At 34.6% G+C, this 19,114-nt stretch carries 27 protein-coding genes and 1 pseudogene; 23 read left to right on the top strand and 5 right to left on the bottom strand.

The annotated features are described in order from the left end of the window. Positions 1-21: 21 nt before the first annotated feature. On the bottom strand, positions 22-429 hold the full coding sequence (locus tag A8L44_RS03965) for a hypothetical protein (protein ID WP_066101814.1): 408 nt from the start codon (positions 427-429) through the stop codon (positions 22-24). A gap of 245 nt (positions 430-674) precedes the next feature. Here A8L44_RS03965 and A8L44_RS03960 point away from each other — a divergent pair, with 245 nt between their 5' ends. The 10 genes and pseudogenes from A8L44_RS03960 to A8L44_RS03915 all read left to right on the top strand — a co-directional run bounded on the left by A8L44_RS03960 (position 675) and on the right by A8L44_RS03915 (position 7,858). Then, positions 675-1,397: an AzlC family ABC transporter permease gene (locus tag A8L44_RS03960; protein ID WP_066101810.1), complete on the top strand. Its 723-nt coding sequence runs from the start codon at positions 675-677 to the stop codon at positions 1,395-1,397. After that, positions 1,394-1,699, top strand: a complete 306-nt coding sequence (locus A8L44_RS03955; RefSeq protein ID WP_066101807.1) for an AzlD domain-containing protein — start codon at positions 1,394-1,396, stop codon at positions 1,697-1,699. The genes A8L44_RS03960 and A8L44_RS03955 overlap by 4 nt, the downstream gene beginning before the upstream one ends. Positions 1,700-1,891: 192 nt before the next feature. Then, the gene (locus tag A8L44_RS03950; RefSeq protein ID WP_066101804.1) at positions 1,892-2,647 is read left to right on the top strand and encodes an SDR family oxidoreductase; all 756 of its coding nucleotides are present in this window, start codon (positions 1,892-1,894) and stop codon (positions 2,645-2,647) included. Positions 2,648-2,761: 114 nt separating this feature from the next. Further along, positions 2,762-3,298 carry a GNAT family N-acetyltransferase gene (locus A8L44_RS03945; protein ID WP_066101801.1) on the top strand — a complete coding sequence of 179 codons (537 nt, stop codon included), beginning with the start codon at positions 2,762-2,764 and terminating at the stop codon, positions 3,296-3,298. Positions 3,299-3,436: 138 nt separating this feature from the next. Then, positions 3,437-4,133, top strand: a pseudogene (locus A8L44_RS03940) (nucleotidyltransferase domain-containing protein). 85 nt (positions 4,134-4,218) lie between these two features. Further along, positions 4,219-4,656 carry a GNAT family N-acetyltransferase gene (locus A8L44_RS03935; RefSeq protein WP_066101797.1) on the top strand — a complete coding sequence of 146 codons (438 nt, stop codon included), beginning with the start codon at positions 4,219-4,221 and terminating at the stop codon, positions 4,654-4,656. A 45-nt stretch (positions 4,657-4,701) separates the two neighbouring features. Further along, positions 4,702-5,238: a GNAT family N-acetyltransferase gene (locus A8L44_RS03930; protein ID WP_066101794.1), complete on the top strand. Its 537-nt coding sequence runs from the start codon at positions 4,702-4,704 to the stop codon at positions 5,236-5,238. A 206-nt stretch (positions 5,239-5,444) separates the two neighbouring features. Then, on the top strand, positions 5,445-6,338 hold the full coding sequence (locus A8L44_RS03925) for a DMT family transporter (protein ID WP_066101791.1): 894 nt from the start codon (positions 5,445-5,447) through the stop codon (positions 6,336-6,338). 79 nt (positions 6,339-6,417) lie between these two features. Next, complete coding sequence (locus A8L44_RS03920; protein ID WP_066101788.1) at positions 6,418-6,882, top strand: GNAT family N-acetyltransferase; 465 nt, start codon at positions 6,418-6,420, stop codon at positions 6,880-6,882. A gap of 136 nt (positions 6,883-7,018) precedes the next feature. Then, positions 7,019-7,858, top strand: a complete 840-nt coding sequence (locus A8L44_RS03915; RefSeq protein WP_175354228.1) for a phosphotransferase family protein — start codon at positions 7,019-7,021, stop codon at positions 7,856-7,858. A gap of 30 nt (positions 7,859-7,888) precedes the next feature. Here the strand turns inward: A8L44_RS03915 and A8L44_RS03910 are convergent, their stop codons facing one another. Further along, positions 7,889-8,170 carry a hypothetical protein gene (locus tag A8L44_RS03910; RefSeq protein ID WP_066101781.1) on the bottom strand — a complete coding sequence of 94 codons (282 nt, stop codon included), beginning with the start codon at positions 8,168-8,170 and terminating at the stop codon, positions 7,889-7,891. Between the two features lie 17 nt (positions 8,171-8,187). Further along, positions 8,188-8,343, bottom strand: coding sequence for a hypothetical protein (locus tag A8L44_RS18845; RefSeq protein WP_175354227.1), 156 nt, complete (start codon positions 8,341-8,343; stop codon positions 8,188-8,190). A gap of 205 nt (positions 8,344-8,548) precedes the next feature. On the opposite strand from A8L44_RS18845, the gene A8L44_RS03905 reads away from it, so the two are divergent. The 6 genes from A8L44_RS03905 to A8L44_RS03880 all read left to right on the top strand — a co-directional run bounded on the left by A8L44_RS03905 (position 8,549) and on the right by A8L44_RS03880 (position 12,662). Next, on the top strand, positions 8,549-8,929 hold the full coding sequence (locus A8L44_RS03905; RefSeq protein WP_066101778.1) for a nuclear transport factor 2 family protein: 381 nt from the start codon (positions 8,549-8,551) through the stop codon (positions 8,927-8,929). Positions 8,930-9,128: 199 nt separating this feature from the next. Further along, on the top strand, positions 9,129-10,031 hold the full coding sequence (locus tag A8L44_RS03900; RefSeq protein WP_066101774.1) for an alpha/beta fold hydrolase: 903 nt from the start codon (positions 9,129-9,131) through the stop codon (positions 10,029-10,031). Between the two features lie 179 nt (positions 10,032-10,210). Beyond that, positions 10,211-10,663: a MarR family winged helix-turn-helix transcriptional regulator gene (locus A8L44_RS03895; protein ID WP_066101766.1), complete on the top strand. Its 453-nt coding sequence runs from the start codon at positions 10,211-10,213 to the stop codon at positions 10,661-10,663. 24 nt (positions 10,664-10,687) lie between these two features. Next, on the top strand, positions 10,688-11,206 hold the full coding sequence (locus A8L44_RS03890) for a GNAT family N-acetyltransferase (RefSeq protein ID WP_066101763.1): 519 nt from the start codon (positions 10,688-10,690) through the stop codon (positions 11,204-11,206). Positions 11,207-11,257: 51 nt separating this feature from the next. Next, positions 11,258-11,968: a B3/B4 domain-containing protein gene (locus tag A8L44_RS03885; RefSeq protein WP_066101760.1), complete on the top strand. Its 711-nt coding sequence runs from the start codon at positions 11,258-11,260 to the stop codon at positions 11,966-11,968. 79 nt (positions 11,969-12,047) lie between these two features. Further along, entirely contained in the window at positions 12,048-12,662 is a 615-nt protein-coding gene (locus A8L44_RS03880; RefSeq protein WP_066101757.1) for an FMN-binding negative transcriptional regulator, read from the top strand. 114 nt (positions 12,663-12,776) lie between these two features. On the opposite strand, the gene A8L44_RS03875 is transcribed toward A8L44_RS03880, so the two are convergent. After that, positions 12,777-13,052: a hypothetical protein gene (locus tag A8L44_RS03875; protein WP_066101756.1), complete on the bottom strand. Its 276-nt coding sequence runs from the start codon at positions 13,050-13,052 to the stop codon at positions 12,777-12,779. 93 nt (positions 13,053-13,145) lie between these two features. Further along, positions 13,146-13,463, bottom strand: a complete 318-nt coding sequence (locus A8L44_RS03870) for a hypothetical protein (RefSeq protein ID WP_139063794.1) — start codon at positions 13,461-13,463, stop codon at positions 13,146-13,148. Positions 13,464-13,734: 271 nt separating this feature from the next. Between A8L44_RS03870 and A8L44_RS03865 the strand changes: the two genes are divergently transcribed. The 7 genes from A8L44_RS03865 (at position 13,735) to A8L44_RS03835 (ending at position 18,858) form a co-directional block, all read left to right on the top strand. Beyond that, complete coding sequence (locus A8L44_RS03865) at positions 13,735-14,190, top strand: GNAT family N-acetyltransferase (RefSeq protein ID WP_318839203.1); 456 nt, start codon at positions 13,735-13,737, stop codon at positions 14,188-14,190. A 100-nt stretch (positions 14,191-14,290) separates the two neighbouring features. Then, the gene (locus A8L44_RS03860) at positions 14,291-14,791 is read left to right on the top strand and encodes a GNAT family N-acetyltransferase (RefSeq protein WP_175354226.1); all 501 of its coding nucleotides are present in this window, start codon (positions 14,291-14,293) and stop codon (positions 14,789-14,791) included. 285 nt (positions 14,792-15,076) lie between these two features. After that, positions 15,077-16,264 (top strand): MFS transporter, encoded by a 1,188-nt coding sequence (locus A8L44_RS03855; RefSeq protein ID WP_225983657.1) that lies wholly within the window; start codon positions 15,077-15,079, stop codon positions 16,262-16,264. A gap of 408 nt (positions 16,265-16,672) precedes the next feature. After that, complete coding sequence (locus tag A8L44_RS03850) at positions 16,673-17,551, top strand: SMP-30/gluconolactonase/LRE family protein (RefSeq protein ID WP_066101746.1); 879 nt, start codon at positions 16,673-16,675, stop codon at positions 17,549-17,551. Between the two features lie 188 nt (positions 17,552-17,739). Further along, on the top strand, positions 17,740-17,979 hold the full coding sequence (locus A8L44_RS03845) for a helix-turn-helix transcriptional regulator (RefSeq protein ID WP_077247964.1): 240 nt from the start codon (positions 17,740-17,742) through the stop codon (positions 17,977-17,979). Next, positions 17,969-18,313, top strand: coding sequence for a DUF2178 domain-containing protein (locus A8L44_RS03840; protein ID WP_066101743.1), 345 nt, complete (start codon positions 17,969-17,971; stop codon positions 18,311-18,313). Before A8L44_RS03845 ends, A8L44_RS03840 begins: the two co-directional genes overlap by 11 nt. A gap of 194 nt (positions 18,314-18,507) precedes the next feature. Beyond that, positions 18,508-18,858 carry a hypothetical protein gene (locus A8L44_RS03835; protein WP_066101738.1) on the top strand — a complete coding sequence of 117 codons (351 nt, stop codon included), beginning with the start codon at positions 18,508-18,510 and terminating at the stop codon, positions 18,856-18,858. Positions 18,859-19,114 lie beyond the last annotated feature (256 nt).

The raw sequence follows: 19,114 nt of genomic DNA, 5'->3' as shown, positions 1-19,114 counted from the left end.
TGCTTGCTGTTTCCATCTATTTTAGCCAACCTTTCTTGTTGGAACAAATGTTTCTTTGTATGTATCTTCCCACAAATCAATTCGGCTCTGGATATGGATTTCATCGCGCATGCTTTCATGATGCTTTTCGATTTTTTTGGTGATTCTCTCTCTCCAGAAGCTTTTGAAATTTGGTTGAATCGTCATAGAATGCTCTACACATACATGGTTATTGTTTTCGTGGAATACGACTAAAACCTGGCAATCTTTATAGGAATGGCCCATTTTAGAGAAAACTTCATCTAAGTGATTAACTGAAATTATTTTTTGTAAACGTTCTTGTTCGTCTGGATCAGGATGATGCAGAGTGTTTGGACAAATATGTGCTACTTTGCCAACTTCATCAATAACTACTCGTACATATCCTAATGTTTTTTCATTACCTTGCATAAGTATCCCTACTTTCATCTTCATCATAAATCCATTATATGAGGGATGAATGTAATTCTACAATATTCAAAAAATTCCAATACAAAAGATAAGTTCGATAAGACAGACTTTTGGTATAACCATTAAAAGAATAAGTAAAATACGTAAATCTCTTACAGAAGCTTGGTAGATAAGAGTAAAAACCCTTGAATTATTAGGAATAGCTTATTTTATCTTGACGTAAGAGACTAAGAAAGGAGTATGTCATGGAGGTGCAGGTTGCCGAGCGCAGTGTATCGGATTTTAAGGAGGGGATTCAGGCAGGAATCAGTATTGCGATAGGATATTTTCCAATCGCGCTAACATTTGGTCTGCTTGCCAAATCATCGGGACTAACATTTGGGGAAGCCTTAGCTATGAGTATATTGGTATATGCAGGTGCTTCTCAGTACACAGCATTAAATTTGCTGTCACTCGGTACAGGTGTAATTGGTATTATTGTCGCTACATTTATTTTAAATATACGGCATTTATTAATGGCGACATCCATTCAGTTAAAATCTGTGAATGATCCTTTATGGAAAAAGATTATTTATTCATTTGGTATTACAGATGAAACGTTTTCGGTCGCATCCTTTAAAAAGGGGAAAATAACAGCGGGCTATATGTTCGGCCTTGGAGGAATTGCTTATGTAAGCTGGGTTCTCTGTACGGGAGTTGGTTATTTGTTCGGAGCCAGTTTGCCCCATGCCTTACAGGAAAGTATGAGTATTGCCCTCTATGCGATGTTTATTGCTCTGTTAATGCCAGCATTGGCGAAAAGCCGTAAAATCCTCCTCCTTGCTGGTATGGGAGCAATCTTTAACACAATATTATCTGTAACGGGTCTTTTATCCACCGGCTGGTCAATTATTGTGGCAACGCTTTTATCAGCCTTTCTGGTTGAATGGATGTATACGTTGATTGGCAAAAGGAGGACAAGTGAATGACGGCATCTAGTTTTATACTTATATTAGGGATGGCCCTCGTTACATACATACCAAGAATGCTGCCTTTTGTTTTGTTTAAAGAAATGAAGCTCTCTCCATTTTGGGAAGGTTTTTTACAAAACATCCCCTATGCAACGCTGGGTGCATTGATTTTTCCTGGTGTGCTTTTTATACAGGAAAACATTTGGATAGGATTAATCGGTGGGATGTCAGCTATCATTCTTTCTTTGCTTGGAGCCAATGTCATGCTTGTAGTGGTGGGATCGATTAGTATTTTAACAGTCTTGTCTATCTTTTTATAATTTTATTCGCGTACCTAAAAGGGGGACTCTCTCTCCCCTTTTTTTCTTTATTTTCAATTATTAGTTTGTCAGATTTAGATTTATTCCAGTATATATATGGCTGGTTTTTTATTGTTAAATTATGGGTTTTTAATTATGATTAATCACAATACCTAGTATAAATATCAAATTGCTTTAGGGAAGGGAAAATACATGACTTTTTTGCATGGGAAAATAGCTTTAGTAACAGGTGCGAGTGGTTCAAGGGATATTGGGACGGCCATTTGCAGAAAACTAGCTTCACAGGGAGCTGATATATTTTTTACATACTGGAAAGCAGAACAAGAATGGCCTGAAATCTTTTTTAATGAAATACAAACTAACGGAGTCCGTTGCAAAAGCATGGAAATTGACCTGTCAGATGCAAATGCAGCCTCCGAAACAATTAAGCGTATTTCAGAGGAATTAGGTGTACCTTCCATATTGATTAATAATGCAGCCCATTCAACAAGAGATGGGTATCTAAATCTGGACGCTAAAACTTTGGATGACCATTATGCCGTTAATATGAGGACTACTTTTCTGTTATGTACAGAATTTGCTCGATGTTTTAAGAATGCTGGATATAAATCAGGCAGAATTATTAATATGACATCAGGTCAGGACTTGGGTGCGATGCCTGACGAATTAGCTTATGCAGCCACAAAAGGAGCTATTTCAGCGTTCACTCGGTCATTGTCCGCTGAACTGGCATCATTAGGAATTACAGTCAATGCTGTAAACCCTGGTCCTACTGATTCAACATGGATGACAGATGAGATTCGGGAACATCTTTTACCTAAGTTTCCAATGGGACGTATAGGTGTACCTGAAGATGTAGCCCGTATGATTGGCTTCCTTGCTTCTCAAGAAGGAGAGTGGATAACCGGTCAGATTATACATTCAGAGGGAGGATTTATACGAGGTTGAAAAGAAATAGTAGATTCATATTGGAGATATAGATGAAAATAAATAAACAGGAATACCATTCAAATAGCTTAATCTTATTAAGTTTTAAAAAGAGAAAGGGGCTCAATTATACATATGTATAAGAATCATGAGTTAATTATTCGGCCAATCAGAGAAGAAGATTTATATTCTTTATGGGAATTAGTTTATAAAGAAGAATCTCCTGAATGGAAAAAGTGGGATGCCCCCTATTTTGAACATAAGTCTATATCCTATGATGATTACTTGAAGAAAAGGGATAAGATTATCAATCAAGATTACTACTGGGGAATAGAAGTAGATGGAAAAATAATTGGTACAGTCAGTTATTACTGGGAGCATGAGCCGTCAAAGTGGCTAGAAATGGGCATTGGTATATATAATCCTCAATATTGGAATGGGGGATATGGTACGAGAGCTTTAAAATTATGGATTGACCATTTATTTAAAACGATGCCTTTAGTTCGTGTAGGGTACACAACCTGGTCTGGTAATCAGCGAATGATCAAAGTTGGAGAAAAATTAGGTATGCAAATGGAAGCAAGGTTAAGAAAATGCCGTTTCTATGATAACGAATATTACGATTCAATTAGAATGGGCTTATTGCGAGAAGAATGGGAAACTATTAAATAAAATCAAGAGCTGTCAACCAGTTCTTTTTTGTTTTCGATAAAGCTTTGGTTTTTGGAAGGTATTTCATATCTCAATGTAGAATCAAATAATTGAGAAATTTGTCGAATCAGAGGTGAGTCAATGGGTGGATTTAATAAAATAAGTCCAATTGAAGCCGGGCAACGGTTTATTAAAATTTATTTTCCAAACTGTCAGGGTGCTCTATTGGCAGGGAGCGTTGTTCGGGGTGAAGCAACTGAAACATCTGACTTGGATATCGTTATTTTCGATAAAAATATCAGTTCATCCTATCGAGAGTCATTAGTTGAATTTGGATGGCCTATTGAAATGTTCGTATATAATTTAACCTCTTATAAACTGTTTGTTGAAAGTGACTGTGAAAGGGCAAGACCTTCACTGTCAAGAATGATTTCTGAAGGGATAATCTTAAAAGATTGCGGAATAATCGATTCGATTAAAAAAGAGGCTAAAGAAATACTGGCTAAAGGTCCAGAAGAATGGACAGCCGAAATAATCAATACGAAGCGTTATTTTATTACGGATGCACTCGATGATTTTAAAGGCTGTACGAATCGGGCAGAGGAACTCTTTATAGCCAATACACTTGCTGAATTGGTAAGTGAATTTATCTTAAGAGCAAACCGTCAATGGATTGGCACATCAAAATGGGTAGTTCGTTCTCTAATATGATGAATTATTTGCAAACCAATTTGTAGAAGCATTTGATTGTTTTTATAAGACAGGAGAAAAGGATCAAGTAATCCATTTAGTTGAAAATATATTAGAACCTTTTGGAGGGGAGTTATTCCATGGCTTTTTACTGGGGGAAAAATAAAGGAAGTCGGAATTACTAAAGAATAGAGTAGAACAGGCAAATTGCAAGATAAAATGACTAAATATTCAGAAATAAGAGGTGGATTATGGATCCGTTCACGATTAAAGAAATTAAATCAGTAAATGAAATAGTTGAAGCATTCCCTGTGATGAAGCAGCTGCGTACTCATCTCGATGAAAACTCCTATCTTGAACTCGTCTTGGATGCACAAGAAAGCGATAGATACAAAATGTTTGCTTTGGTTGATGCGGGTGAAATAGTTGCGGTAATTGGTTTTAAAACGATGATCACTCTTTATTATGGACGATTTGTTTGGGTATGTGATTTGGTTACGGATATAAATAAACGTTCCAAAGGATATGGTGAACAATTACTTACATATGTTCATCAATGGGCTAAGGAAAACAATTATGAAACGATATCCTTATCATCAGGATTGCAGCGTAAAGATACCCATCGTTTTTATGAAGAGCGGATGAACTATGACAAAGTAAGTTATGTATTTAAGAAGTCTTTAAATTAGAGATGTTCTATATATCTAGACCAGTATTAAGGGGAGGTGGTAATCATGATAGAACTAAAGTATTTTGAACGCTCTGATTTTAAACAGCTTATCAATTGGATTGATTCGCCTGCATTTTTACTTCAATGGGGTGGCCCTGGGTTTAACTATCCCTTGAATGATACTCAATTAGAAAAGTACATGGAGAATGCCAATCATGCTAACTCAGAAGCTCTGATTTATAAAGTGGTTGATCAAGAAACAGGCAACGTTATTGGACATATCTCTTTGGGGAGAATTGATAGAAAAAACGAATCTGCAAGAGTTGGAAAAGTCCTAATCGGTGATAAAAACACAAGAGGTAAAGGGATCGGTCAGCAAATGATTAAAGAAATACTTAAAATCGCATTTGAAGAACTTCACTTACATAGGGTTAGTCTTGGAGTATTTGACTTTAATGACTCTGCCATTGATTGTTACGAAAAGGCAGGATTTGTAAAAGAGGGTTTACATAGAGATGCAAGTAAAAATGGCGATGAATACTGGAGTTTATGGGAAATGAGTATTTTAGAAAATGAATGGCTGGAGATTAAAAACGTATAGTAGAAGAGATAGTTTATACTTTAGATGAATACAAAATGGCAATTTGTGGTGTAATCGGTAATGAGATTGTAATTAAATCTATTAGAAAATGACCAACCAGCTGTTCATTCATAAGTTGAGGAATGAACAGTCAAAAAAGTCATACCTCGTCTTAGCTGAAGATGATTTTTAATAATCCTATTTTTGTAGACGGAGGTATTTTCAAAATGAAACAAAGTTTACTCGGAGCTGTTTGTTTATCCTTGGCCGCCAGTTTGTGGGGCGGTATGTACGTAGTGAGCAAATATGTTTTGGATTTTATTCCGCCATTGACGCTAGTATGGCTAAGGTATGTAGTTGCATTTGTTGTTTTGTACGCTATTTTAAAGACCATTCAAGTCAAAAGTAAAACTCGTGAAACGATACAGATGAAAGATTGGCTGCTGCTGGGGTGGATTGGGTTTATAGGTTACTTTGTATCAATTGCTTTTCAATTCATTGGTACTAAATTATCCGATGCCCATACGGGATCTTTAATAACATCAGCTACACCAGCTTTTATGGTTGTTTTTGCAACGCTTATTCTGAAGGAAAAGCTAACGGGCAGAAAAGTTATCTCGGTCATACTCGCATCAATCGGAGTCACCATTGTTATTGGATGGGATACAAAGGCTGGAGATTATTTTTTAGGTAGCATGATATTAGTGGGAGCTGCCATTACCTGGGCTTTATTATCCGTCTATGTAAAAATTGCCTCTGCGCGTTTTACGTCATTAACAATCACTACCTATGCGGTCATGTTTGCGCTTGTGTTTACAACACCTGTAATGATATGGGAACTTCAATCAAATGCTGCTGACTATGATAGTGCTTTAGTTATCATGGGGGTTATCTATCTGGGGGTAGTTTCAACTGCGGGAGCGTTTTTCCTTTGGAACAAAGGATTAGAAATGATGGATGCAGGAATCGGCTCATTATTTTTCTTTTTTCAGCCACTGGTTGGTTCTTTCTTAGGGTGGCTCATACTAAATGAAAAGTTGGGCATTAATTTCTTTGTAGGTGCCATTTTAATTATTGCTGGTGTTGTAATAGTTACTTTTCAAAAGGAAAAACAGGTGTAAATTCTTTCAAGAGGGCAAGTTATCTTGCTTTCTTTTTTACAGCTAAGGTGAATAAAAATAATGAGGAGTGAAAGATAGAATGTCATTTGAAATATATAGTATGGCACAAGAACAAGCAGAAACAATTGCTTTCACCTGGCATTATGATAGTGAATATTCTTTTTATGATTTGGAAGCGGATAAAGATGATTTAGAGGAATTTTTAGATGTTGATAAACGAGGTAACTCTATGTTCGCTGTATCAAAAGATGAAGAATTAATAGCTTTCTTGAGTATTCACAGAATTGACGATAACACGGTTGATATCGGTTTAGGGATGAGGCCTGATTTAACTGGAAAAGGGATGGGATTAGAATTTTTAAAGGAAGGTATGGAGTTTATTAAATTTGAAGCGAACCCTCAAAAAATCACCTTATCAGTTGCTACATTTAATCAAAGAGCAATTAATGTATATAGAAAAGTTGGATTTAAAGATGTTGAGATTTTTATGCAAGATACAAATGGCAGCACTTTCGAGTTTTTAAAGATGGAATATATATGTTAAATTTTGTTGTTTTATATTGAGAAACGAGTATCGTAAAGAGCGTTGTCTTTGAGCTTTCAGATAGAGTAAGTTCGATGAGGAGGAGATTTTTATTATAAAACGTATCATTGAACATTTTGGATTGCAGGTAATATCAATGAATGAAGTTGAAGATTCCTTTAGTTCAAACGTCTATAAATGTGAGTTGCTTAGGGGAGCGACGGTTTTTATTAAAATTCCTTATACAAAGTTAAAGTTTCAGCGGGAATTGGAAGCTTATGAGATTTTAAAAGGAAGAATTGCGATTCCTGATATGCTAGATTGTTGGTTTGGAGATGAGGAGTGCCCTAGTGCTTTTTTGCTTTCCGAATTAAAAGGACAACCTTTAACACCTGTGGCTTCACCCAAAGCAGTATATCATGTTGGAGTTATACATGCTTCAATGCATTCTATTCAGCTGCCGATAACGAACGAGTTGATTGCCATACAAAATGAATTCCCGAATTGGTCCGACTTTCTTGAATCAAAATTCTATAGTTTTGCTGTGGATGTAAGAGATGTATTGGATGAACATTTATATGAACAGGCTATAGAAAAGTTTGAAATCATGAAACGGCAACTCCCTGCCCCAGACGGACCAAGCTTAGTACATATGGATTTTCGCCCCGCCAATATTATAGTGGACGACAATCAAGTCTCAGGAATCATCGATTTTGAATCCGTACGATTTGGTTCAACAGAAATCGATTTCACTAAAATTTATCGTGATATTTTAAGCTGCGATCATACCCTCTACCAGGCATATAAAGAGGGCTATAAAAGTATCCGACCTTTAATTGATTTAGATATTGTATTGCCCTTTTATCGATTTACAGATGCCTTCAATAGCATTGGGTGGTGTAAGAAGCGTGGAATGGAAAAAAACGCTGCATTTCTTGAAGAAAATTTAGCGATTTTGAAAAAACTTTTACCATCAAATAGAAGTGAAGGTAAGTAATAAAAAGCTGCCCTATGGACAGCTTTGCTTTTACCGAAGTACATCTCCCTCATTATTAAAAAACGTAGAGCCAGTAGAGGTATGTCCATTAATCCATTCCTGCGAGATTTTTGATACATTAGCCCAATTAGGGATTTTTGCATTATGCTCTGCGATCCAGCTTAAGCAATATTGGGGATCAATATTTTCTTCATAGCATTGGGTTAAAAAAGTCTGGATATTGGTTTCTGTACAATTTTCAAAGGAGCCGCAGGTATGAGATAAAATTTGCTCCATTTTTATTTGAATAGAATCCTTGCTAGAGTTAGTCATCCAATTGCTCCTTTCATTTAGAAAATATAATCTGATTGTTCGTCTTGTGACTTGATATTTGAACCATGGCGGTCATTTACAGTAGGTATATGCTTTAAAGGAGTATCACCGTTTTTTGATGTCGTTTCCTGATTTCGTACCCGGAATTTAGATTGATCTTGATTATTCTTCATTTACTCTCACCTCCATTGTCTAACATTTGAAGAAATACAGAAAAATATTCAATTTCAAGCGCAAAATGTTAAGATACCTCACCAGAAATGAGAATGCTACACCTAATTTGAAAATAAATATTAGATAGTAAAAACACAATTAGTAGATAAAGGGCTATAAAATAAGCGGATTAAAATAATAAGCGTTAGTAAAGGGACTGATTAAATGGATGTGAAATTAAAGGAACAATTAAAGGAATTAGAGGAAAGCCATATTGGATTTGAAGTTCGTAAAAGTCGTGACAAGCTGGATAAAATACTGGCAGACGATTTCTTTGAGATTGGCAGTTCAGGGTTTATGTTTGATAAAAAAGCCTGCCTGGAAGATGGAGTGGTTTTAACTGAGATGTCACTCTATAACTATACTATTTATCCGTTAGCGCCAGATGTTGTTTTATCTACTTATTTCATTGTTGATAAAACTCGAAATCGTAACACCTATCGAAGTTCAATATGGAAATTGATTGGTGGCAGATGGCAATTATATTTTCATCAAGGAACTATCTCACCTTTACAATTAAATGAGGTTCTTAAAAATTCTAATTGAATTAGGATAGTTTCGTCTCAATAGAATAGCTTAGCTATTTCTCTTTAAATAAAAGGATTTTTAAAAACTTGATTGGAGGTAAATTGTGAGGTACTGTAATATGCCGTTTCATTAACACTGTATTCTATGCTTCTCCGCAAGAGCTCCTCCTATATAGGAAGTGGACAATCCAATCATTAAATATAAGGAGGATAACTAAATGGAGAATGGACAATTAATTGATATTAAAGGGAAAAAGATATATGTGGAAATTAGCCATAAAAAATGTGATAAAGCGATTTTATATTTACACGGAGGCCCCGGAGAAGGCTGCTTCTATTTTACCTATCACCAAAAGACTCGTTTAGGAGATAAATTTAAACTAATAGCATTTGATCAAAGAGGGGTATGCAGGTCTGAAGGCATAAGTAATGGAGAAGCATTTAGTCTTGATGATTTGGTTGACGATTGTGAGGGAATTCGGCAATTCCTTGGAATAAAGAAGTGGTCTATAATAGGTCATTCTTTTGGAGGTTACCTGGCAGTACTTTATGCATCACGGTATCCTAACTCCATAGAAAAAGTGATTTTTGAAGGACCAACATTTGATTTTGGACTAACAGCTAAAGCGCTTCTTAAAAAAACGGCTAGTTTATTTGAAAAATATAAGATGGTCGAGAATGAATTAAAGTGTATAAAACTTTATAATGACGCCACTCTTTCACCACGAGAACTGGTAGAGGGATATATGGAGATTGGTGAATTTCTAGAAGAAAATAGGATGGAAATCTATACTCATAATTTTAATAATCCAACTGATACAGGCGTATATTCAGATGGTCAGTGGGATAACTTCTATAATAAATCAGCAATCCATTTCGACCGCTTAAGAGATGAAGGAAAGATATTTGAGTCAGTTTTTCCTTTGTTGAAAAAAATCAATATCCCCTGTCTCTTAATTTTAGGAGAGCATGATGCTGTGACCTGCCCGATTCAAGTTCAAACGTATATAACCGAGGTTAAACAAGGTGAAATATATACGGTGAAATATAGCGGGCATACACCTCATTATGAAGCTGCAGATGAATTCTGTGATGTGGTAACAGACTATCTAACAAAATAAGATGTAATGAAAAGGCTGCTAAATTGAAGGTGAACCCAAAAGTTGACTTTTGACTCTAACTTTTAGGGCGTACATCAATTGCAGTCTTTTTATCATGCGTTTTGTTGCATATACAACAAAATATACTATAATAAAAGTAATAGCATAATTTAAGTGCTTAAAGTAATGGAGATGTATTTATGAAGGAAATTCTACGGGAAATAGGCATGATTGCCAGGGCTTTAGATTCGATTAGTAATATAGAATTTAAGGAATATGACCTTACTAAAGGGCAATATTTGTACCTGGTCCGCATTTGTGAGAATCCTGGTATCATTCAAGAGAAGTTAGCTGAGATGATAAAAGTGGATCGAACCACGGCTGCACGAGCTATAAAAAAACTTGAACTGAATGGTTTTATTGAAAAGAAAGCTGATCATCAAAACAAAAAAATAAAAAAGCTCTTTCCAACGGAAAAAGGGGCAAAGGTTTACCCATTTATAAAACGAGAGAATGATTATTCTAATAAAGTAGCATTAGCTGGATTATCTGAAACAGAGATAGATATTATTTTTGATCTCCTTCAAAGAGTTAGAAAAAATATTGAAGTAGATTGGGAATTTGTGAAAAAAGGAAATAAGAGAACGTATTGATTACATAAAGGAGACATCCATAAAATGAATGTAAATATACAAAAGTGCAATCATGAAGATATACAGATCCTCCAAGAAATTAGTATTCAGACATTCACTGATACATTTAAGGATCAGAATTCGCCTGAAAATTTAAAGGCCTATTTAGAAAGGGCATTTAATCGCGAACAGTTAGAGACGGAATTATCCAATGCTTCCTCTGAATTTTATTTCATCTATTTCTGTGAAGAACTCGCAGGCTATTTAAAGGTCAATTTCAATGATGCTCAAACTGAAAGAATAGCTGATGAGGCACTAGAAATTGAGCGGATTTATATAAAGTCAAAATTTAAAAGAAGCGGATTGGGCAACTATCTGATGGATAAGGCAGAGGAAATAGCCATTGGACAAAAGAAGAAGCTTATGTGGCTGGGCGTTTGGGAAAAGAATGAGATTGCTCTTAATTTTTATAAAAAAAGAGGATTTGTTCAAATAGGAGCTCACTCCTTCTATATGGGTGATGAAGAACAAGTCGACTTTATCATGAGTAAATCATTGATATAACTATTTATAGATCCTTTCATGATTAAAAACGATGAAGTGGAGTGTTGTGTGATGGTGAAATTTATTGTCGATACTGAATTTTGGGATGTTTTCCCGGATGCTCAAATTAATATGTTAATTGTTAGAAATATTAATAATCGAGGTTCGGAAGAAAACCATGATGATTTCTCTGAACTACTTAACAGAGCGGCTAAGGAGGCTACTCAGTTTCTGACAGAAGATACATTTAGCCAAAATCAAGTTGTTGATGAATGGCGTAAAGCATTTGGTAAATTTAAAACGAAAAAGGGTACTCGTTCATCGATTGAAGCATTGCTAAAGAGAGCCAATCAAGGTAGAGAGTTTACACCAATTAATCCTTTGGTGGACATCTATAATAGTGTTTCTCTAAAATATGCTGTTCCCTGTGGCGGAGAAGATTTAAATTGTATCACTGGGGACTTACGTCTTGGGAAAGCAAAAGGAGGAGAACCATTCTTGCCACTTGGTGCTGATCAAGATTCCCCTGCTTTACCGGAGGAAATCATCTATTATGATCAGGACGGAGCTATTTGCAGATGCTTAAACTGGAGAGAAGCTCAAAGAACGATGCTAACTGATGACACAACGGATGCTGTCCTATTCATTGAATCCATTAACAAAGAACAAGCTGAACGTGCTAATCTAGCCATGAATGAATTGAAGCAATTGATTGATTCGTATTTCAACACTATAAGTACGGATATGATATTGACGGCAAAAGATTCAGCTTTTGAATTTTAATATTTTTACATATCTTGAATCATATCTTTTTAACTCTTCTTTGTTCTTTTCATAGACGAACTTAAGGAGGAATATCACGATGTTCATACCTGAGTGCTTTACTATCGATGACAAAGAAACCATTTATGATTTTATTGAAAAATACAGCTTCGCTACTCTTTTTTCACAGCATAACGGCGAACCATATGCTACGCATTTACCCCTAATATTAGATAAAGATCAATTTGCCTTATATGGCCATATGGCGCGTGCAAACAAACAGTGGGAAGAAGCAGGAAAACAGCAGGTCCTTGCTGTTTTCCATGGCCCTCATTGTTATATTTCTCCTATTTATTATGAAACTATTAAATCAGTACCTACTTGGGATTATGTTTCTATTCATGTATATGGCAGAATGGAGATTGTGAGTGAAAAGAATGTCATCCATCACACCTTAAATAGCCTGGTTAATAAGTATGAAAAGGCAGATAGCTCATACCATTATCTAGACTTAGATTCCAGTATAATCGAAGGTATGATAAGAGAGCTTGTCGCCTTTAAGATTATTATTACCAAAATAGAAGCACAGGCAAAGCTGAGTCAAAATCATCCTGTGGAGAGACAAGAGTTAATTATTAAACATTTGGAAAACAATCCGGATCAAAATGATAAACAAATCGCAGCTTTAATAAAGAGAAATTTAATTAACAATTGACTGAAGGTAATAGTGGGAAAATTTGATTTTCTTAGAGAGCATTTGTCCATATGGATTAATGCTTTTTATTTGGACAAAAGATTTCTCTTATTAATAATGGATTTGATAGGATCTTTAATTTTTGGTTCTAATATAAGCTACAATAATTGCTGATAGGAACAAGGAAATACTAGGAAATATGATGTTCCATTCTGAAAATGAAATATCAGGATATTGATAATAGTATTTAGAATGCCAAACTTCAAAGATCAGGTTGGCTATTAAAGTCACTAGCGGGCCAATAAAAATTTTATTGGTTATGGCTGAGACTAATACGCCTAATCCAATCACAATGGTTGGGACAATAACTAGCTGCAATAAAAAAGGATCCATAGTGTCAAGAAAACTCATATTTATATTCTCCTCAAGACAACGGTGTATATGAATCTCATAAACGCTAAGAATAGATTGTATTAGGTAAAGAGATACAAATATACAATAGAATTATAAATAAATGAAAATCGTTACAATAAGTGAGGTTAAAAAGTATGCAAGAGAGCCAAAGAAAACATAGGAAGGATTAAACTTACTTTGAGTTCCTTCTGGTCGTAGGCCAGTACTGCCTTGAATTTGAACATCAAGACTGCGACTTGTGTAGCCGCCAGTTGAAGTAAAAAAATAAATAATTATTGTAGAAAAGAAGCCAACAAACACACTGTAATCAAAGAAAGAAGCATCAAGCGATGAGGTTAATGCAAAGTTAATAATTCCAATGATTAAAAAGGTACCTATAAAAATAATATATTTTCTGATTATATTCACCTCCATAATTTAATTATATATTATTTGGGAAATTATGTTACTTCATACTTTCTACAGTATGTAAACAAATAGTAATAATATGAAGTTTAAGGCTGAATGATTCAATTTTGTTGCTTGAGGTTAAAATAGGTTCAAATAGATGGCTAGAGACACTAATTCAACACTTAGGAGTGTGTTGAGTTAGTGTCTTTTTGTTTGTTTGCAGGAAGGATTTTTATGTGATTTATATATCTAATGGTCCAGGTTAATACAAGAAGGATGTTGCGTGTAATTGAAGAATTATTTAATCATCACACATTTGAAGGATAATGATATGAAAGAAATTAATACCGAAAAAATCCATCCATTAATACGGAATCTTCTTTCCTATGCGACATCAGAATTTAGGATTGACGAGGAATACAATAAATATTTAAAATCTCCAAATCGAAAATTATTTGGTTTAGAATGCAATGGGAAATATGTTGGGTGCATAGGATTTGAAATGATTAGTCCAAAAGAATGTGTCATTTCACATATTGCTGTATTTCCGGAACAAAGAGAAAAAGGGATTGGCAGAAAAATGATAAATTTCCTGTCCAATCAATTCTGTCTTATCTCTGCTGAAACGGATAAGGATGGGGTGGATTTTTATCGTAAATATGGCTTCATGATAACAAGTTTAGGAGAAAAATATCCGGGTGTGGAACGATTTCAATGTGAATTTAGAAATGAAAGTATTTGTTAAACTTGCTTGGTATGAATCTAAGAGAGATTGATAATTTTTTTGAAATGAACGAAAAGGAACCGCAATGTTCCCATAAGTTACAATTGAAGAGGAGTTTATGATGGAAACACTATCAGACCGTTTATTGCTGAGACCATATAATAATCATGATTTAGATTTTCTTGAATCACTTTTAACGAATCCTAATATTGTGCGATATATAGGAAACGGACAAATAAGAGATCAAGAAGGAATTCAAAAATTTTTGAATTGGATTATTGATACATATGCCATTAATCCTAATTATGGATTGAAGCTCATTTTAGAAAAAGAAAGCAACAACAGAATAGGTCATGCAGGATTGGTACCCCAATTGATAGATGGAAAAAAAGAGATTGAAATTGGTTACTGGATTTCACAGGAATATTGGGGTAGGGGATTTGCAACTGAAGCAGCCAGAGGGGTAATGGAATATGGGAAGAATAAGCTGAAGCTTGAAAAAATGATTGCCCTTATTCAAAAAGACAACACTGCCTCTCAAAAAGTTGCTCAAAAGATTGGTATGCGAATAGAAAAAGAACTACTATTAAATGGAAAAGATGTTTTTGTGTACTATTGCTAATTTTCTTTTTTGGTCTGAAGCCGATGCAGATTTTATTGTGGATGATTTATCTGAAATTCCTGTGATTATTAAAAAGATGAACAATGTGTATTGTTGATTCAACATGAATTTAGTGCATAGGTTAATAAATGAAGATATATTAGTTTAACGATATGTAGTTAACTACTATCAGGTTCTGATTAAAGATAGAGAACAATGGTGAGACACGCTATATTGATACCAGACTAAATCAGGCGCTCACTGTGCTAAAACTTTATACATAAGCGAATAATGGAGGACTGCTTTTTGCGGAAGATAATTTTTATATTTATCATCTATGCCACTTATATTAGTTTAGGGTTACCCGATCCCCTTTTAGGGATAGCTTGGCCTGAGATGGTGGGAGAATTTAATGTAGCACATAGTGCGGCAGGCTTAATCTCAATGACTATTGCAATTTGTACTGTTATTTCTAGCTTGTCGACTATGCGAATTAATAAAAAAATCGGAACGGGAAGACTAGTTCTAGGTAGTGTATTGCTTACTGTGATTGGATTGATAGGGTTTGCGTTTACACAAAATTTCTTATTATTAATTGTCTGTGCATTACCTTTAGGTTTTGGAGCTGGCGCTATTGACACCTCTGTAAATGACTACGTGGCTGCTAACTTCAAAGCACATCATATGAATTGGTTACATGCTTTTTGGGGAGTAGGAGCAACTCTCGGCCCAGTTATTATGGGTGTCGTTTTAAATAATCAATTTTCCTGGAGAAACGGTTATTTTATTATTGGCGGTATTCAAATTGTATTAGCTATTATTCTCTTCCTATCTATTCCTCTCTGGAAGACAAATCAACAAAAGGGATCCGAAAAGTCTGAAGAGAGTCCCGTGTCCAATGGCTCGGTTTTGAAAGAAAAGGGAGTTGTTTTTGCGCTATTATCTTTTGTATTTTATGTTGGTTTAGAAGGTACAATATTTTTGTGGGGAAGTAGTTATTTAATAGAAATGAAGTCATTATCAGTAGCTACTGCTAGTTTCATAATATCAGTATTCTTTGCAAGTTTAACCATGGGAAGGTTTATTTCTGGTTTTATTACGTTTTGGCTATCTAATCAGAAATTGTTACTGTTTAGCGAAATTGCACTACTCATAGGAATTATTACGGTTGCTTTTGGAACAGGCAGCGTTTTGTACGGTGGATTCATATTAATTGGTCTTGGATGTGCGGCAATTTTTCCAACCATGATACATGAAACTCCAAGAAGGTTTGGGAAAAGGAGTGCAAGTGCAATTATTGGGCTTCAAGTAGCTTTTGGCTCTGTTGGGGTAACCATTTTACCTCCGTTAGTAGGAATCCTGTTTCAGAATTATACAATGAATCTATTTCCGGTCGTTTTAGTAATTTTTGCTCTTACGTTACTTGGGGCAACCATTATTATTGAAAAGAGGAAAAGAGCAACTGAGTTTGATACTTTATCTAAACAGTTGTAAAAAACTCTGGGGTGTATGAGTGCTTACTGATCTGAACATTAAGGAGAATCTTTACAACCTTGCGGGGTTATCATTTCTTTTGATTTACTTACAGAAAGTCCAAGCAACTTTTACCTTTTAAAGAATTATAAAGAAACAGGATTAATCATCATGACAAACACAGATATAGGTGTCCGCCAGCTGAAAGGAATTATTGGAGAAGTATTTCATTCATTCAATTTCAAGCTCTGAAGGAGATACCCAAAATAGGCACAGATTTCATCTTTAAATGAATGAAATCCGTGCCTATTTTTATTGCCGGGCCAATTTCTAGTTAGTAAAATGAGCCAGTTTAGCGAAAGAAGGATTACTTCTTATCGTTATAGAATAAAGGACATAGAGAAAATAATACTAAACGAGGTGTTTGGCTTGGTAGGAGTTTTAGAATTGGTTCTAGATGTAAAAGCGACACTGGGAGAAGGTCCATGCTGGGATAGGCAAAGACAATTGTTATATTGGATTGATATTTTAGAAAAAAAGATATACATCTTTAATCCAAATACAAATGAAAACCACGGAATTCAGTTAGAACAATATATTGGGGCAATAGTACCTCGAAATATAGACGAAGCAGTAGTGGCATTAGAAAATGGTTTTTATTTTTTGAATTACTCCACGGAAAAAGTAACCCTGATAAATGAACCGGAGAGTCACTTGATTAATAATCGGTTTAATGATGGAAAATGTGATGCTTATGGACGCTTTTGGGCAGGTACAATGGACAAATCTTATATTAGAGAACAAGGTTCCCTTTATTGCTTAGATACAAATAGAAAAGTAGAGAAGAAGCTGAGTAAGATTGGCTTATCCAATGGCATGGCATGGTCACCTGATAATAAATTTATGTATCACATAGATACTCTATCTAAAAAGGTTAGTTGTTTTAATTTTAATCTTGTTACGGGTGATATTGAAAATCCCGTGGAAATTATCAGTTTCAAAGAAGAAGAAGGAATGCCTGATGGTATGACTATAGATGAAGAAGGAATGTTGTGGATTGCCCATTGGGGTGGTTCAAAAGTATCTAGGTGGAACCCTAAAACAGGTGAACAGATAGGCTCCATAGAGGTCCCAGCACTAAATGTTACATCTTGTACTTTCGGAGGGAAAGATTTAAATGAATTATATATAACTACAGCAAAATCGGGACTTAGTGAAGAACAACTTAAGAATTACCCATTATCAGGAGGACTTTTCAGGATCAAAATGGATGTAAAGGGAAGTCCATCTTATTCGTTTAAAGGGTAATAAACCTGATTGTTGAAAGAACATCTCTAGGCTGTTTTTTTATAAATATAAAAAGGGTGAGAATCGATGATAGGATTCTAACCCTTTTTAATTTGCATAATAATATTTATCCCTTGTATAAGTTTACTTTACTTTTATAAAAGTGTAGTTTATTATATATTTATGGTAAAAAAAGGAAGGTGTTGACCTTGAAAGAAAAAATGGAGGATTACGTTGAAAATAAAGTATATGAGCATCGAGTTTTAAAAAGATTGTCCCAAAAAGAGCTGGCTGACGCTGTGGGAGTATCCAAACAAACCATATATGTGATGGAGAAGAATAATTACTCTCCTTCCCTTGTTTTAGCTTTTCGAATTGCTGAGTTCTTTAACGTAGATATTAACCATATTTTTACTTATGTGAAAGGGTGCGATCAAAATGAAAAGTGAGGAAATATCAAATACAACTTTTTATCCATTAAAAACTTGGGCGGAAGCATCAACTGGTAATTGGAATATGCTTATTGGCATCGGTATTTTATTGCTTATAGTCGGAGTAATTCTGTTGTACGTATTTTATAGAAAAATAGGTAAGGCTGACGAAAGAACAAATCAAATACACTTAAAAAGTACCTTCATTATGTTAAGCGTAGTAATTTTATGTGACGTAATTTTCCCGAAAGAATATATGTGGCAAATTTTCTTCTTATTTAAATATTCTCTTGCATTCATTGCTTCAGGAATATTTCTAGCTGTTCAATATAAAAAGGATTTTTTAAACTAAGTAGGAAACAGAAGATCATTTAATTCATACAAATTTAAAAAACGGGATATTACAATACTATCCAGAGCTGTGAACAGCTCTATTTTTTATGCAGCAAAAAGGGGATGTTTTGTAATAATATGTATATAACAGATATAATCATAGTATTGTATATTTGCAAGCTTCATTTATAAAGTTGAAATGGGGATTAACTAATGATTTGGAAACAAAATAGAAATTGCAACCATACTTCATATAAATTTGAAGCTGATTTTATGAGTGACCCAATTTGGTGTAATGATTGTGGAGTAAATTTGGAGATAGATAATTTCCCTATATCAGATAAATTACAGGAAGAACTATTGGAATGGATATCGGAATATGGCAATTGGATTGAGTTAGAAACCGACCTATTAAAGGAAAATGGAGTAAAGCTAGAGGAATGGCACAATGAAAAAGGATTGCGGCTGTTCCAGGAAGTGAAGAAACAATTACGCGGAAAATATCCAATCGTATTTGTCCCATCTAGTTCAGCACAACAATATAACGAGTTAGAAAATGGTTGAAGCAGTTAAAAGTTGAAGACCAAGACTGCTACTGAGTAGTAATTATGGAGGCTAATGGGACAGATTCTCTATTAGCGAAATAATAAGTTTTTATGGATAAAAGTATTTAAACAAATGAAGTCTTTCTAGAAATAACAAAGGACATAATCTATTATCCTAATAGGTTATGTCCTTAATTTATATATCTATTTTAAATTTGGTGATGATAAATTAAAGCTAACTGTAAGGACAGTAGATATTTTAAGGTTTAACAGAT

Source organism: Bacillus sp. FJAT-27986, assembly GCF_001685035.1.
Taxonomy (GTDB): Bacteria; Bacillota; Bacilli; order Bacillales; family Pradoshiaceae; genus Pradoshia.
The sequence above is the reverse complement of the archived record's forward strand: the minus strand, read 5'-3'. Positions and strand labels throughout refer to the sequence as shown.

What these genes read in the sequence shown, in the direction of transcription:
- A8L44_RS03965 (WP_066101814.1), bottom strand. Translation starts at nt 429, where the DNA reads ATGCAAGGTAATGAAAAAACATTAGGATATGTACGAGTAGTTATTGAT.
- A8L44_RS03960 (WP_066101810.1), top strand. Translation starts at nt 675, where the DNA reads ATGGAGGTGCAGGTTGCCGAGCGCAGTGTATCGGATTTTAAGGAGGGG.
- A8L44_RS03955 (WP_066101807.1), top strand. Translation starts at nt 1,394, where the DNA reads ATGACGGCATCTAGTTTTATACTTATATTAGGGATGGCCCTCGTTACA.
- A8L44_RS03950 (WP_066101804.1), top strand. Translation starts at nt 1,892, where the DNA reads ATGACTTTTTTGCATGGGAAAATAGCTTTAGTAACAGGTGCGAGTGGT.
- A8L44_RS03945 (WP_066101801.1), top strand. Translation starts at nt 2,762, where the DNA reads ATGTATAAGAATCATGAGTTAATTATTCGGCCAATCAGAGAAGAAGAT.
- A8L44_RS03935 (WP_066101797.1), top strand. Translation starts at nt 4,219, where the DNA reads ATGGATCCGTTCACGATTAAAGAAATTAAATCAGTAAATGAAATAGTT.
- A8L44_RS03930 (WP_066101794.1), top strand. Translation starts at nt 4,702, where the DNA reads ATGATAGAACTAAAGTATTTTGAACGCTCTGATTTTAAACAGCTTATC.
- A8L44_RS03925 (WP_066101791.1), top strand. Translation starts at nt 5,445, where the DNA reads ATGAAACAAAGTTTACTCGGAGCTGTTTGTTTATCCTTGGCCGCCAGT.
- A8L44_RS03920 (WP_066101788.1), top strand. Translation starts at nt 6,418, where the DNA reads ATGTCATTTGAAATATATAGTATGGCACAAGAACAAGCAGAAACAATT.
- A8L44_RS03915 (WP_175354228.1), top strand. Translation starts at nt 7,019, where the DNA reads ATGAATGAAGTTGAAGATTCCTTTAGTTCAAACGTCTATAAATGTGAG.
- A8L44_RS03910 (WP_066101781.1), bottom strand. Translation starts at nt 8,170, where the DNA reads ATGACTAACTCTAGCAAGGATTCTATTCAAATAAAAATGGAGCAAATT.
- A8L44_RS18845 (WP_175354227.1), bottom strand. Translation starts at nt 8,343, where the DNA reads ATGAAGAATAATCAAGATCAATCTAAATTCCGGGTACGAAATCAGGAA.
- A8L44_RS03905 (WP_066101778.1), top strand. Translation starts at nt 8,549, where the DNA reads ATGGATGTGAAATTAAAGGAACAATTAAAGGAATTAGAGGAAAGCCAT.
- A8L44_RS03900 (WP_066101774.1), top strand. Translation starts at nt 9,129, where the DNA reads ATGGAGAATGGACAATTAATTGATATTAAAGGGAAAAAGATATATGTG.
- A8L44_RS03895 (WP_066101766.1), top strand. Translation starts at nt 10,211, where the DNA reads ATGAAGGAAATTCTACGGGAAATAGGCATGATTGCCAGGGCTTTAGAT.
- A8L44_RS03890 (WP_066101763.1), top strand. Translation starts at nt 10,688, where the DNA reads ATGAATGTAAATATACAAAAGTGCAATCATGAAGATATACAGATCCTC.
- A8L44_RS03885 (WP_066101760.1), top strand. Translation starts at nt 11,258, where the DNA reads ATGGTGAAATTTATTGTCGATACTGAATTTTGGGATGTTTTCCCGGAT.
- A8L44_RS03880 (WP_066101757.1), top strand. Translation starts at nt 12,048, where the DNA reads ATGTTCATACCTGAGTGCTTTACTATCGATGACAAAGAAACCATTTAT.
- A8L44_RS03875 (WP_066101756.1), bottom strand. Translation starts at nt 13,052, where the DNA reads ATGAGTTTTCTTGACACTATGGATCCTTTTTTATTGCAGCTAGTTATT.
- A8L44_RS03860 (WP_175354226.1), top strand. Translation starts at nt 14,291, where the DNA reads ATGGAAACACTATCAGACCGTTTATTGCTGAGACCATATAATAATCAT.
- A8L44_RS03840 (WP_066101743.1), top strand. Translation starts at nt 17,969, where the DNA reads ATGAAAAGTGAGGAAATATCAAATACAACTTTTTATCCATTAAAAACT.
- A8L44_RS03835 (WP_066101738.1), top strand. Translation starts at nt 18,508, where the DNA reads ATGATTTGGAAACAAAATAGAAATTGCAACCATACTTCATATAAATTT.